Origin of the sequence: Idiomarina sp. (genome assembly GCF_048260185.1) — a bacterium.
Lineage (GTDB): Bacteria > Pseudomonadota > Gammaproteobacteria > Enterobacterales > Alteromonadaceae > Idiomarina.
Genome location: NZ_JBLXHB010000001.1, coordinates 805,582 through 819,165, shown reverse-complemented (window position 1 = coordinate 819,165; position 13,584 = coordinate 805,582). Strand labels below are relative to the sequence as shown.

The following is a 13,584-nucleotide window of genomic DNA, read 5'->3' as shown; positions in this document are numbered from 1 at the left end:
TTAACAATAAGTAGCTAGTGATAATGACGTTTAAAAAGCTGTTAGTGAGTGCCATGATTGCAGGTGCAGTAGCACCAGCCTACGCACAAGATGAATTTGTTGTCGAAGATATTGAAGTTAAAGGGTTACAACGTGTTGCGTTAGGCGCAGCGTTAACCTATATACCGGTGAGAGTCGGTGACGAAGTTAGCGAGCTGCAAATTCGCAGCGCTATTCGTGCACTGTATTCTTCTACTCATTTCGACTATATCGATGCGCGCAGAAGTGAAGACACTTTGATCTTCACTGTTAGTGAACGGCCAACTATTGCCGAAATCACCTTTGAAGGTAACAGCGATATTAAAGACGAGCAGCTTCAGGAAAGCCTGGTTGATAATAATATTGTTACTGGTGAGCCTTTAGACAGAACCACTATTTCAGGCATAGAAAAAGGTCTGGAAGACTTTTATCACAGCGTTGGTAAATACAATGCCTCGGTAGAAGTTCAGGTCGTGGATTTGCCGCGTAACCGTGTTGAGTTGCGCATGAATTTTGAAGAAGGCGATGCCGCTGAAATTGCGCAAATCAACATTGTGGGCAACAAGGCGTTCGCTGATGAGCTATTACTGGATACCTTTGAGCTTCGGGATAGCCTTCCATGGTGGAACTTTATAGGTGAAAAGCGTTACCAGAAACAACAGTTAAGCGGTGACCTGGAAACCTTAGAGTCATTCTACCGTGACCGCGGTTATTTGCGCTTTCGGGTGGAGTCTGTACAGGTTTCTATGACGCCGGATCGTGAAGGTATTTATATCACCATAAATGTGAATGAGGGTGATAAATACAATATTAGCGAAACGGACGTTATTGGCGACTTGAAAGGGCATGACGAGCTGGTTGGAAAAATCGCTAAAATAGAAGAAGGCACGCTTTATAACGCGGCACAGGTTACTTACATTGAAGATATGATTAGCCGTTTTTATGGGCGCTATGGTTATGCGTACCCAGAGGTTAAGGCTATTCCTGAGCACGACGACGAAGATAAAACCGTTAAAATTACGTTTTCGATAAACCCCGGGAAACGTGTCTACGTTCGCCACATTAACTTTGAGGGTAATGGCGCGACCAAAGACAGGGTGTTACGCCGCGAAATGCGTCAACTTGAAGGTGCCTGGTTGTCTGATAGCAATATTGAACAAGGTAAAGTTCGTCTTCAACGTCTGGGGTACTTCGAAACCGTAGAAACCTCTACTGAACGGGTTGAAGACAGTGATGATCAGGTTGATGTGACTTATAAGGTTAAAGAACAGCCTTCAGGCTCCTTTAATGCTGGTATCGGTTACGGTGATTACTCTGGCCTGCAGCTTAATGCCGGTGTTCAGCAAAACAACTTTTTAGGTACCGGTAACCGGGTTGGTTTTAATATCAGCACTAGTCGGTTTAATAAAAACGTCAGCTTGTCGTATTCTGACCCTTACTTCACCATGAACGGCGTTGGACTCTCAGGTCAGGTTTATATGAGTGAGTTTGACGCGGGTAATGCGCAAAACCTCGTAAACTATAACCAGAAAACCTATGGGGTATCGACCGGACTTAACTTCCCAATTGATGAAATTAACCGCTTAAACTTTGGTATTGGCTATAAAAACCAGGAAGTGAGCGTAAATTCACAGAACCAAAGTATTGAGCAAATTCAGCAGTTTTATCGGTCTTATCTGGATGACCAGAATCCAGAGCGACCAATTAGTTTCGATATTTATGAACTGAACGCAGGGTGGTCACGGGTAACATTAAACCGTGGACAGTTCCCGACCAGCGGTTCGTCGCAGCGTGCCAGCGCTGAAATTTCAGCACCATTTAGTGACGTAAAGTATTTCCGTTTAAACTATGAGTACAAACACTATTATCCATTAAGTCGAGACCAGCAGTGGTCATTTCTCACCAGACTGAATTTAGGTTATGGTAACGGTTACGGTGAAGACGATGCTGGAAATGATTACCTGTTACCGTTCTGGGAGTATTTCCGTATTGGCGGTCAGGGAGACTTGCGTGGCTTTGAACCGAACACTGTCGGTCCCAGAGCTGTTTATGTTGTACCTGAGTCGGTCAACTCAGAGGGTATCCCGGACTTTACCGGGTTGCCGACTCCGAACTACAGTTCAGAAACAGGTAACCAGCAGTTGTTTGTGCAAAACAACTATTCTTTAGGCGGTAACGCTAAAGTGTCTGGCGGACTGGAACTGATTGTACCGACGCCATTTGTTGACGAAGGTATGCGTAATAGTATACGAACTAGTGTCTTTGTTGATTTTGGTATGGTTTGGGATACTGAATTCGACTACGATAGATACAAGGACTTGGAGAATACCAGTCCACAACCGTTAACCGACTATAGTTCTCCGGGAGACTTTCGTGCATCGGCTGGTGTGTCAGTGCAATGGATATCTCCAATGGGTCCATTAACTTTCTCGTTAGGTCGGGCTTTGAAAGAAGTTGAGGGTGATGAAACCCAAGTGTTCTCATTTAATATCGGAACCACATTCTGATAATAATAATTAAATATAGTGATAAAATTTGAAGGAGTTTTACCTTGAAAAAGTTAATTAAATCTACAGCTGCAGCGGTTGCTGTTTCTACAGCGCTTTTTGCTGGTGCCGCACAGGCGCAACAAAAAATTGGTGTGGTCGATATGATGGAAGTATTCCAGCAGTTACCACAACGTGAGCAAATTTCAGAGCAACTGCAAACTGAGTTTCAAGATCGCTTTGAAGAAATGCGCCGCCTTGAACAAAAAGTTCAGGAATTGCGTCAAAAGCAGGAACGCGATGCATCAATCATGTCTGCTTCTGAGAAAACTCAGTTAGAGCGTGATCTTGAGCAAACGATCTCTGAAGCACAGCTTAAGAGCAAAGCGTTACAAGAAGATACTCGTAGTCGTCAGAACGAAGAACGTAATAAGCTACTTGGAAAAGTTCAGGACGCGATTACTGCTGTTGCAGAAGCTAAAGACTACGACATGGTTCTTGAAAGCAACGCGGTTACTTACATGAAAGCCGATAATGACTTGTCTAACGCCGTTGTCGAGAAAATGACTTCAGGTAACTAATTTATGGCTGAGTACACATTGCAGCAGTTGGCTGACCATGTGGGTGGGGAGGTGCGAGGTAATTCGCAGCTCCCCATTTTGCGCGTGGCGACCTTGCAGTCTGCTACTGGTGACGCTATCGCCTTTTTAGCGAATAGCCGTTACAAAAGTCAGCTAGAAACAACCTCTGCCGGCGCAGTTATTGTCTCTGAAAGAGACGACAGCGATGCGATTGATAACGCGATTCGGGTGTCCAACCCTTATGCGGCTTTTGCCCGAATAGCGCAGCTATTAGACACTACGCCGAAACCAGCCAAGGGTATCGCTGAGTCTGCGAAAATTGCGCAGTCAGCCAGCATAGGCAAAAATGTTAGCATTGGCGAATATACGGTCATTGATGATGGCGCTATAATTGGTGATAACACCAGTATTGGACCGCATTGCTATATTGGCCCTGAAACGCAAATTGGCTCTGGATGCACACTTTGGTCAGGCGTTAAAATCTACCATCGTTGTGTTATTGGCGATGACTGCCTGTTTCATTCCGGTTCTATTATTGGTGCTGATGGCTTTGGCTGGGCACCTGATAATGGCAAATGGCTAAAGATCCCTCAGTTGGGGCGTGTCGTTATTAAAGACAACGTTGAAATTGGTGCCAGTACAACGGTCGATCGTGGAGCGCTGGATGACACCATTATTTCGTCGGGTTGTATTATTGATAACCAATGTCAAATAGCACATAACGTTTTCATTGATGAAGACACGGCTATTGCGGGCTGTACTGTACTCGCCGGTAGCTGTCGCATTGGTAAGCGTTGTATGATAGGCGGAGCTTCGGCTATTAACGGTCATATTAGTGTGTGCGACGACGTGCAAATTATGGGATTTGCTATGGTGATAAAAGAAATCACCGAGCCAGGTGTTTATGCGTCAGGTATTCCTGCCAGTGGACATCGTGAATGGCGACGTAATGGAGCGAGATTCCGTCAGCTGGATGATCTTTTCAAGCGTGTCAAAGAGTTAGAAAAACAAGCTGACGATAATAATTGAGTAAGGTGAAAGGTTTGAAAATTACGGAATCAGGGTTTGATATTCAGGGCGTATTAGATTTACTGCCTCATCGTTATCCGTTTTTATTAATAGACAGAGTTATAGAAACAAACTCTAAAGACTCGTTGCACGCGATAAAAAACGTAACTTTTAATGAGCCTATGTTTAATGGGCATTTTCCGGCGAAGCCTATTTTCCCGGGAGTGTTATTGCTCGAAGCTATAGCTCAGGCTTGTGGTTTATTAGGCTTTAAAATTACCGAAAGCAAAAAGAATGCAAACGATTTGTACCTTTTTGCCGGTATCGATAATGCCCGTTTTAAACGTCAGGTTATCCCCGGTGATACCGTTGATTTCTTTGTTACCTTCGAAAAAGAGCGTCGTGGTATCTGGAAGTTTACCGGCCGCGCGGAAGTCGACGGTGACGTTGCCTGTACTGCCGAAATTATTTGTGCAAGAAGAGAAGTTTAAGTGATTCACGAAACCGCAATTATCGATCCCAGCGCCAAACTCGGTACTAATGTTAGTGTCGGCCCCTGGACGGTTATCGGCCCCGACGTTGTTATCGGCGACAACTGCGATATCCGCTCTCATGTTGTTTTAAAAGGCCCGACAACCATTGGTAAAAATAATACTATTTATCAATTTGCGTCGGTGGGTGAAGACTGTCAGGATAAAAAATACGACGGTGAACCGACACAGCTTGAGATTGGTGACAACAACGTCATCCGCGAGTCGGTAACCATTCACCGTGGCACGGTGCAGGATAACTCGTTAACTAAAATTGGCGATAATAATCTGTTTATGGCCTACGTACATGTTGCGCATGATTGCGTCATAGGTAATGACAATATCTTTGCTAATCAGGTTACTTTGGCTGGCCATGTTCACGTAGGTGACTGGGTTATTCTGGGTGGCATGAGCGGTGTGCATCAATTTTGTCATATTGGTTCTCACTCTTTTGCTGCGGTTAACTCTATTATCGTTCAGGATATTCCTCCCTTTGTGATGGCGCAGGGTCATAATGCCAAGCCCAGAACAATCAATTCCGAAGGTTTAAAGCGTCGCGGCTATACGCCCGAACAAATTCAAAATGTCCGTCGTGCCTATAAAATTTTGTACCGTTCCAGCCTGACTGTAGACGAAGCCCTGGAAGGTATTTCAGCATTAAACGAACCGGTATTGGATGGTTTTAAAGCTTTTGTTGAAAACAGTTCACGAGGCATTATTCGTCCGTAATGAGCCGCAATCAGTCGCCTAAAATAGCTATTGTTGCCGGTGAGCACTCGGGTGATCTGTTAGGCGCCGGGCTAATGCAGGCCATTGCCAAACGTCACCCCAATGCAACTTTTATTGGAGTCGGCGGGCCTTTAATGGCAGAACGGGGAATGGACTCGTTCTTTGCCATGGATGATTTGGCCGTTATGGGCATTGCTGAGGTCTTTCAGCAACTTCCTAAGCTGTTAAAACACAGAAAGAACCTGGTCAACTATCTTATTTCTGAGCAACCGGATGTGATGATAGGCATTGATGCTCCTGATTTTAACCTGACGGTTGAAGCTCGCCTTAAAAAAGCCGGTATCCCTACTATTCATTATGTCAGTCCATCTGTCTGGGCATGGCGTGAAGGTCGTATCAAAGGAATAAAAAAGGCAGTGGATCACGTACTGTGTTTATTGCCTTTTGAGAAAGACTTCTACGACAGACACCAGCTACCAGCAACCTTTGTTGGTCACCCCCTGGCAGATGATATTCCTATGCAGTGGCAACAGACGGAAGCACGTAACGAGCTGGAACTTGAACCTGATGTTACGTATCTTGCCATTTTACCTGGAAGTCGTAAGGGTGAGATTGCCCGTATGGCGCCGGTATTTCTGAATGTAGCGAACAAGCTAGCAAAAAAATATCCGGAATTACGCTTTGTTGCTCCTATGATAAGCGAAGCTCGAGCCATACAATTTCGGGAATTAGTTGATCAGTACAGTCCTGAACTGGATATTGTATTACCTGTTGGTGAAAGTCGAAAAGTTATGGCGGCAGCCAATTATTTACTGCTAACGTCGGGAACTGTTGCGCTTGAAGCCTTGCTGATTAAACGGCCAATGGTAGTCGCTTATCGTTTTCATTGGTTGTCTTATCAAATCATTAAACGTTTGTTTCACGCACCTTTTTTCTCTTTACCTAACCTCTTAGCGGGTAAAGAAATTGTGCCGGAACTGGCTCAATCAGAAGCTTCGGAAGAGGCAATCGAACAAGCGCTAGTGCGGTTAATTGAGCAAGACAACCAGCCGCTTTTGGAGCAGTTTACGAATATTCACCAGCAATTGAAGGTGTCGGCGAGCGAAAAAGCCGCTGATGTGGTTGAATCTTTTCTATAGTTCTATTTTTTAGAAAAATAAATAGAAAATAATGCGCTAATAATTCCAAAAAATAGACTCTATTATAAGGGTATACCAACTTAAGGAGTTTATTATGGGTTTATTAGTTGATGGTCAATGGCACGACAAGTGGTATGACACCAAAAAACATGGTGGCCGCTTTGTCCGTAGCGAATCACAATTTCGCAATACCGTAGCGCAGGGTACTGAGTTTGAGCCTGAATCCGGGCGTTACCACCTTTACGTTTCTTACGCATGTCCGTGGGCTCACCGGGCGCTTATCTTCCGTAAATTAAAAGGTCTGGAAAGTCATATCGACGTTTCCGTTGTGCATCCGCTAATGCTGGAGAATGGCTGGGAGTTTGCTGATGCGCCACTTAACGAACCACTGTATGACGCGGACTTTCTTTATCAGCTGTATTTAAAAGCCGACCCGGAATACACCGGAAGAGTAACCGTTCCAGTACTGTGGGATAAGAAAAATCAGACCATTGTGAACAATGAGTCGGCCGAAATTATCCGTATTTTTAATTCCGCGTTTAATGAACTGACCGGGAATACACTGGACTTCTTTCCTGCAGATAAGCAAAAGCAGATAGAAGAAGTTAATGAATGGGTTTATAACGACATTAACAACGGTGTTTACCGCAGTGGCTTCGCGACTACACAACAGGCGTATGAAGAAGCGTATGAATCGCTATTCGCTGCCTTAGACAAAGTAGAGAACATTCTTAGTCAGAACCGCTATTTAGCCGGTGACGAGTTAACCGAGGCGGACTGGCGCTTATTCACTACTCTGGTGCGTTTCGATGCGGTTTATTTTGGGCATTTTAAAACCAATAAGAAGCGCATTGTCGATTATCCTAACATGTGGAATTACCTATTGGAGCTATACCAGCATCCGGGCGTGGAGGAGACCGTCGTGATGGACCACATTAAGACGCATTACTATGCCAGCCATAAAACCATTAATCCGACACAAATAGTACCTAAGGGGCCGGAAATCGATTTTCATCAGGCACATAACCGTAGTAGTAAGGGGAGTAGCCAGTCATGAGTGTTATTTTAGCCAAACACCGGGGAATGCCAGCGCAGGATGGCGCGGGAGTTAAACTCACTCGTATTATTAATCAGCCGGGGCTAAAACATCAGGACCCGTTTTTAATGCTGGATGAGTTTCGCTCCGATAACCCGGACGACTATATTGCTGGTTTTCCGCCGCACCCGCACCGCGGTTTTTGTACGCTGACCTATATGTTGGCGGGTACGATGGAGCATAAAGACTCTGTCGGTAATAGCGGTGAAGTGGATGCTGGTGGTGTGCAGTGGATGAAAGCAGCGAAAGGTATTATTCACGCCGAAATGCCGAAGCAAGTTGAAGGCCTTATGTGGGGCTTTCAGCTCTGGGTCAATTTGCCGGCCGATGAAAAAATGAGTGAACCTGAGTGGCACGACTACCCGGCAGCCAGTATTCCTGAAGTGAAAAATGGTGATGCTCTGATCAGGATTATTTCAGGGCAGTACCAGCAGCATGAGGGGCCTGTGAATGCGCCGGGAAGAGACTTTCTAATGCTGGATGTTCACTTAGGAAGTGAAAGCTTCAGCTTGCCGTCACAAGGGCAAAAACGACGCTTGGCTTATGTTTATCAGGGTGAGTTGACAGTGAATGGAGAAGCCGCGAAAGAGGGCGAGTTGATGTTGCTTGATCCTGCTGAAACATTAGATTTTTCCGCTACTGAAAATGCGCGCTTTATTTTGCTGGCCGCGAAACCTATTGAAGAGCCTATTGCTCAATACGGTCCTTTTGTCATGAATTCATCGGATCAGATTGAGCAGGCTATTAAAGATTATCAATCGGGTCAGTTAGCCGCTAACCAAAAGCTAAGCTAGCGCAGTTCCAGCCCCTCGGTTTGCTCCAGTAACCGCTCATAGCGGTTACTGTGGCTACTGGATAATTGCAGCCCCTCTAAGACTTTAAAGCAATTATCGCATTCTTTCTTAAGCCGAACCCGCTCTCCACCAGGTGTTTCTTCAACATAACGAACGGCCGCCTGAATAAAGTTAAGTGCGGCACCGCTGTTCATTGGTGCCGCTTCCATAGCTTTACGAAACAGTTCCAGTGCTCGAATGTAGTTGCCTTGCTGGTAAGCATCTAAGCCCGCCTTGTGAACCTCAAAGAAGTTATCCTGCTGTTTTTGAGCAGCAGCTAAGCGCGCCTGTAAAATTTTAAAGGTGTAACTGTCAAGAGTTGGGTTTTCGTCCTGATTCGCAGTCAGGGCATTCGCTTTTTCATACTCCCCGACATCCAGCAAAATGGCGATAACGTCAGGCAATAAGTCTTTATTGATAGGCTGGTTGTGCGCCAATTTTTCGCCGACAACTTCGTTTAAACGCTGTTGTGCCTCGCGTAAGCGACCATTAAATGAGTCAATACGCGATAATAAAATGGATTCCAAATCCTCAAACGAAATATCGGCATGCAACAGATGCTCGTCGTAGCGGGCACGTTGCAGCTCCATTGTTGCTTCTGTCTGATACTTACTGATTTGCTGCGGTGTATCACTATTTTCGGCCGCATCTAAAATACTGCGTAAATAGTTACACAAGTGATGTGCGTTACGAAAAACCGATTTACGGGCTATTTGCAAAACGTTGTTCATGGCTTGCTTGGCAATGTCAAAGTCGCCGTTATCGCGGGCAATATGAGCCAGTTTGGTTTGTCTTTCAATTGAAAATGGCGCCATGGTGATGGCATCGCGGGCGCTTTCCAAAGCGTCTTCCAGCTGTTGCTGTTGAAGATAACACTCGGTTTTCAGATCATAAGCTTCAACAGCGTTAGGCATACGCTTAATTAAATGATTAAGAATATTCAGCGCTTCTTCGGGAGAGTTCTGTAATAACCGTGTTTCAGCCAGTTTTAGAAAGACCCAACTGTGGGAGTTTTCTTCCAGCAATTCTTTTATCGCCGTTTCCGCTTTATCCAATTGCCCGGTTTTGTTGTACAACTCAATTTGCAGTTTGCGGCAGTAATTACTGTAACGGCTGTTAGATTGAATATGCTTCTGGCAGGCATCAATGCAGGCCTCATAATCATGATTGGTCAGCGCTTTGAATACGTCCTTTAACCACATGCGACGTTTATAAGCTCGCACCAGGCGGGAGCGCAACACCCGATGTGAAAATGGTTTCATCAAATAATCATCGGGTTGCAATTCGAGTGCGCTGAGCACCATAGGGCGAGTGTTGTCGCCGGTAATAATAAAGAACAGAGTGTGCTCTTTCATTAACCCGCGAACTTGCAGCTCCTCTAAAACTTGGCGGCCATTGCGTCCACGCCCCAGGTTATAGTCTACCAGCAGAATATCGTGCGGATTTTTGATGTAAGCGGCAATGCCGGCTTCGCCAGTGGTCTTGACTTGTACGTCCTGCGCCCCCAAGTTTAACAGCAAGCCTTTGAGCATGACCTGAAAGGGCTTCTGGTCATCTATTAATAATACGCGTTTATTATTGAGCTCTAAGGTTTTGTCCATTTGCGTCAAACAGTATCCTGATCTTATTCATACCGACAGCATACTGGCTAATTTCAATAATGTTAAGCGGCAACAGAGGCTGATATGAAAGCAATTGCTATTTCCGAACAAAAAGTACACTGGAAGAACCACCCTGCACTGGACGAACCTCAGGCTAATGAAGTTCAGCTGAGGGTACTAAGCGCCGGGCTTAATCGTGCCGACTTAATGCAAATAGCAGGGAAATACCCACCACCTAAAGGCGCGTCAGCTGTTCCCGGCTTAGAAGTCTGTGGGGTTATAGAAAAAGTGGGTAGCGAGGTCAATGGTTGGCAAACCGGGCAACGTGTCAGTGCGTTATTGGCTGGCGGCGGCTTTGCTGAGCAGGTGAATGTTTCCGCCGCACAAATACTGGAGGTGCCTGAAAGCTGGAATAATGCAGAAGCTGCGGGTTGGTTGGAAACTTTTGCTACAGCTTATCTTAATGTCTATCAATTAGCTGGCTTAAAACCCGGAGAGAGAGTATTAACTCATGCGGGTGCCAGTGGGGTTGGTTCTTCATTAACACAGCTGTGCCGGGAAAGCGGGAACGAACTTATCGCCATAGTGGGTAGCGGGGAGAAATCAGAGTTTTGTCTGAAACTGGGGGCAAAATATACGGTTAACCGGCACCAACAGAACATTGTTGAAGAAGTTAAAGCTCTGGGCGAAGTCGACGTTATTCTGAACCCTGTTGCCGGTGAGTCCATAGCAAAAGACCAGCAGTATCTGGCTCAGGATGGTCGTATTATTTTAATTGGCTTAATGGCTGGCGTAACTGGCGAAGTCGATTTCGGGCGTATGCTGATGAAGCGTCAAAAACTGATTGGTTCAACCCTTAGAGCATTATCAGCGGAACGCAAGGGGCAAATTTTACAGGGTTTGTGGCGTGATTTTGGTGATAAGTTTAAAAGCAGCACCATAAAACCGATTATCGATGAGGTTTTTGCCGCTGACGATATTCAGCAGGCACTGGATTATGTTGCAGATAATAAAACTCAGGGTAAGGTCGTTATAACGCTTTCGGAAGAGTAATTCAGACTGATAGCCAACTGACGGTGCAGTAAAGAAATGGTGGAGGGGGCAGGATTCGAACCTGCGAAGGCTGAGCCGTCAGATTTACAGTCTGATCCCTTTGGCCACTCGGGAACCCCTCCACTCAAGAGGCGCGTATAATAACAGTCTTAGCTTAGCTGTAAAGAGAAAACTTAAACTTTTAGGACTTTGGTCGATACAGAAGTATCTGTAACCGATTATCCAGAGTCTTAATGAGTCAAGTTTCAGCTGTACAGAATGCTGCTGTCGAAAATCAGGCCGCTCATTTCTTTGAGCAACACGCGAGCGAAGCAGTTAATCACGGCTTCGCGGGCGAGTTTGCCTATTGGGTGTCTGCCTTGGGTGACGACCCGGTTATTTCTGAGCGCCCTGCGCAAGTTAACTGGCAAAGAAGCATTGGCGCAGGCAGAGCGCGGCCTTTAGATGCGAAGCCGGGTATGGTGCTGGCTAGTGGTGTCTATGCAACAGTCAGTCAGTTGTCAGACTTTAAACTACAGGACGCGACTCATCCTCAGCCGCTTATTCCCGATGCAACGCCTGATCGTTTGCCCCTGGAGCTTCTTCACAACCTGGACTGGCGGGTTCGTCAGCGGCTGGAAAAGAAGAAACAGCCGCAAACGGAAGAAAAAGACGAGTACAAGCACAAAGGGCCCGCTGGCCTATATGATGTTCTGCAGAAACTAGGCATTACTCATTAGCGCTTAACCTGATTCTTTTCGGAGAGTTTTGCACAAGCAGTTTCAGCCGCTCTCGCTATGCGGCATAATAGCATTATCATTTCGCTAATTTCCAAAACCCATGAAGCAACTCCGCCCAGAGGACGAAGACCGTATTGATGCTTTTACTGAGCATCTATGGCTGCATCATGGCTCCAGTAATAATACTCAAGCAGCGTACCGCAGTGACTTACGCCGTTATTGTGAATATTTGCTATCGCTCAAAAAATCCTTAATGGACACCGATGAAGTGGTGCTGCAGGACTACCTGTTGTGGCGGCGTATGCAAGGCTTATCGCCACGAAGCACCTCGCGTTTTTTAAGTTCGACGAAGAAATTCTTCCAGTTTGCTGTAAAACAGCAGTGGGTGGCAGTAGACCCAACAGCACGCCTTAAACGCCCTAAATTACCGCAAAGCATCCCACATTCGTTAAGCGAGGACGATGTGGTTTCTCTATTGGAACAACCTGATACAGAAACTCCCATTGGTCTGCGTGACAGGACTATGTTGGAAGTGCTCTATGCCACCGGACTACGGGTAACCGAACTTATTCGTCTGCAATATGACCAGTTGAGCCGCCAGCAAGGACTAGTTCGGGTTGTCGGCAAAGGCAATAAAGAACGATTAGTGCCTTTAGGAGAAGAAGCGCTGGAATGGTTGGACAAGTATTTGAAGCACGGCCGCCCGGCAATAACGGATAAGAGCAGCCCTTGGATATTCGTTACGCAACGTGGCTCTTTATTAACACGTCAGGCATTTTGGTACAGATTAAAGCATTACGCCGAAGAAGCCGGCATTTACGCACATTTGTCGCCGCACACTTTACGCCATGCTTTTGCCACGCATTTGCTGAACCATGGCGCCGACTTACGTGTCTTACAGCTACTGTTAGGTCACAGTGATTTATCCACCACACAAATTTATACCCAGGTTGCACGTGAACGTCTGCAGGCCTTACATGCTCAGCATCACCCGCGCGGCTAATTGCATTTTGGCTGGTAACAGGGTAGGGTTCGGACAGTTAATTTAAGAGGTATTTATGCGCAATTTAGTGTCTGTAGTTGGATTAGTAGGGCTGGTTGGTGCAAGTTTTAGTGCGCTGGCAATTAGTGCGGAACAAAATGAAATCGACACCCGACACCTGAATAAAATTGGTATTGAAGTGTTATCCACAGAGTCTGGTGAAATTGACGGCTATGTCCGTGCGGTGACTAATCAGGGCATGTTTTATGTGTCAGATGATGGTGAACGGCTGATTAGCGGCAATGTGTTTGATATAACCGGCAGTGAACCGGAAAACTTAAGTGAAGCGGGTATGGCTAAAGTTCGTCTGAAAATGCTGAAAGGTTTTGAAAACGATATGATCGTGTACCCGGCTGAGGACGAGAAATATCAGGTAACGATTTTTACAGACACTACCTGCGGTTATTGTCAGCGCTTGCACGAAAACATGGACAGCTATCACGCACAGGGCATTACCATAAAATACCTGGCCTTTCCCCGTGGTGGTATGAGTAGCAAAGGCGGGCAGCAGCTACAGACGGTTTGGTGTGCGGATGACAAAAAAGCGGCCATTACCGCCTTTAAAGAAGACGAAAATTACAGTGGCGACTTAAGCTGTTCCAATCCGGTTGCGGAGCACTACCAACTCGGTAAATCGTTTGGGGTAAGCGGTACTCCCGCTATTGTTCTGCCCGACGGTCGTTTAGTGCCGGGAGCGCTACCTGCATCACGTTTAATTGCTGAAATTAAAAAAGGTGAGTCACAGTAAT

The 13,584-nt window shown here is 45.9% G+C and carries 13 protein-coding genes and 1 tRNA gene; 12 read left to right on the top strand and 2 right to left on the bottom strand.

Annotated elements, in window-relative coordinates; translation table 11 throughout:
- Positions 1-23: 23 nt before the first annotated feature.
- The 8 genes from bamA (at position 24) to ACN0RF_RS04015 (ending at position 8,381) form a co-directional block, all read left to right on the top strand.
- Positions 24-2,525, top strand: coding sequence for an outer membrane protein assembly factor BamA (bamA, locus tag ACN0RF_RS04050; protein ID WP_417438143.1), 2,502 nt, complete (start codon positions 24-26; stop codon positions 2,523-2,525).
- 44 nt (positions 2,526-2,569) lie between these two features.
- Positions 2,570-3,085, top strand: coding sequence for an OmpH family outer membrane protein (locus ACN0RF_RS04045; RefSeq protein WP_051018736.1), 516 nt, complete (start codon positions 2,570-2,572; stop codon positions 3,083-3,085).
- 3 nt (positions 3,086-3,088) lie between these two features.
- Complete coding sequence (lpxD, locus tag ACN0RF_RS04040; protein WP_417438142.1) at positions 3,089-4,114, top strand: UDP-3-O-(3-hydroxymyristoyl)glucosamine N-acyltransferase; 1,026 nt, start codon at positions 3,089-3,091, stop codon at positions 4,112-4,114.
- A 14-nt stretch (positions 4,115-4,128) separates the two neighbouring features.
- A complete protein-coding gene (fabZ, locus tag ACN0RF_RS04035) occupies positions 4,129-4,584 on the top strand; it encodes a 3-hydroxyacyl-ACP dehydratase FabZ (protein ID WP_011234085.1) in 456 nt (151 codons plus the stop codon).
- The gene (lpxA, locus tag ACN0RF_RS04030) at positions 4,585-5,352 is read left to right on the top strand and encodes an acyl-ACP--UDP-N-acetylglucosamine O-acyltransferase (protein WP_034820458.1); all 768 of its coding nucleotides are present in this window, start codon (positions 4,585-4,587) and stop codon (positions 5,350-5,352) included.
- Positions 5,352-6,491: a lipid-A-disaccharide synthase gene (lpxB, locus tag ACN0RF_RS04025; RefSeq protein WP_417438141.1), complete on the top strand. Its 1,140-nt coding sequence runs from the start codon at positions 5,352-5,354 to the stop codon at positions 6,489-6,491. Before lpxA ends, lpxB begins: the two co-directional genes overlap by 1 nt.
- A gap of 94 nt (positions 6,492-6,585) precedes the next feature.
- Positions 6,586-7,548: a glutathione S-transferase family protein gene (locus tag ACN0RF_RS04020; protein WP_114981475.1), complete on the top strand. Its 963-nt coding sequence runs from the start codon at positions 6,586-6,588 to the stop codon at positions 7,546-7,548.
- Positions 7,545-8,381: a pirin family protein gene (locus ACN0RF_RS04015; RefSeq protein WP_417438140.1), complete on the top strand. Its 837-nt coding sequence runs from the start codon at positions 7,545-7,547 to the stop codon at positions 8,379-8,381. Before ACN0RF_RS04020 ends, ACN0RF_RS04015 begins: the two co-directional genes overlap by 4 nt.
- Here ACN0RF_RS04015 and ACN0RF_RS04010 read toward each other — a convergent pair.
- Positions 8,378-10,021 carry a response regulator gene (locus ACN0RF_RS04010; RefSeq protein WP_417438326.1) on the bottom strand — a complete coding sequence of 548 codons (1,644 nt, stop codon included), beginning with the start codon at positions 10,019-10,021 and terminating at the stop codon, positions 8,378-8,380. The genes ACN0RF_RS04015 and ACN0RF_RS04010 overlap by 4 nt on opposite strands.
- 84 nt (positions 10,022-10,105) lie before the next feature.
- On the opposite strand from ACN0RF_RS04010, the gene ACN0RF_RS04005 reads away from it, so the two are divergent.
- Positions 10,106-11,074: an NAD(P)H-quinone oxidoreductase gene (locus ACN0RF_RS04005; protein WP_417438139.1), complete on the top strand. Its 969-nt coding sequence runs from the start codon at positions 10,106-10,108 to the stop codon at positions 11,072-11,074.
- A gap of 37 nt (positions 11,075-11,111) precedes the next feature.
- On the opposite strand, the gene ACN0RF_RS04000 is transcribed toward ACN0RF_RS04005, so the two are convergent.
- Positions 11,112-11,196, bottom strand: a tRNA-Tyr gene (locus ACN0RF_RS04000).
- Between the two features lie 111 nt (positions 11,197-11,307).
- Between ACN0RF_RS04000 and ACN0RF_RS03995 the strand changes: the two genes are divergently transcribed.
- The 3 genes from ACN0RF_RS03995 (at position 11,308) to dsbC (ending at position 13,583) form a co-directional block, all read left to right on the top strand.
- The gene (locus tag ACN0RF_RS03995; RefSeq protein ID WP_034820477.1) at positions 11,308-11,793 is read left to right on the top strand and encodes a VC2046/SO_2500 family protein; all 486 of its coding nucleotides are present in this window, start codon (positions 11,308-11,310) and stop codon (positions 11,791-11,793) included.
- A gap of 100 nt (positions 11,794-11,893) precedes the next feature.
- On the top strand, positions 11,894-12,796 hold the full coding sequence (gene xerD / locus ACN0RF_RS03990) for a site-specific tyrosine recombinase XerD (protein WP_034820479.1): 903 nt from the start codon (positions 11,894-11,896) through the stop codon (positions 12,794-12,796).
- A gap of 55 nt (positions 12,797-12,851) precedes the next feature.
- The gene (dsbC, locus tag ACN0RF_RS03985) at positions 12,852-13,583 is read left to right on the top strand and encodes a bifunctional protein-disulfide isomerase/oxidoreductase DsbC (RefSeq protein WP_034820482.1); all 732 of its coding nucleotides are present in this window, start codon (positions 12,852-12,854) and stop codon (positions 13,581-13,583) included.
- The last annotated feature ends 1 nt before the right edge of the window (position 13,584 follow it).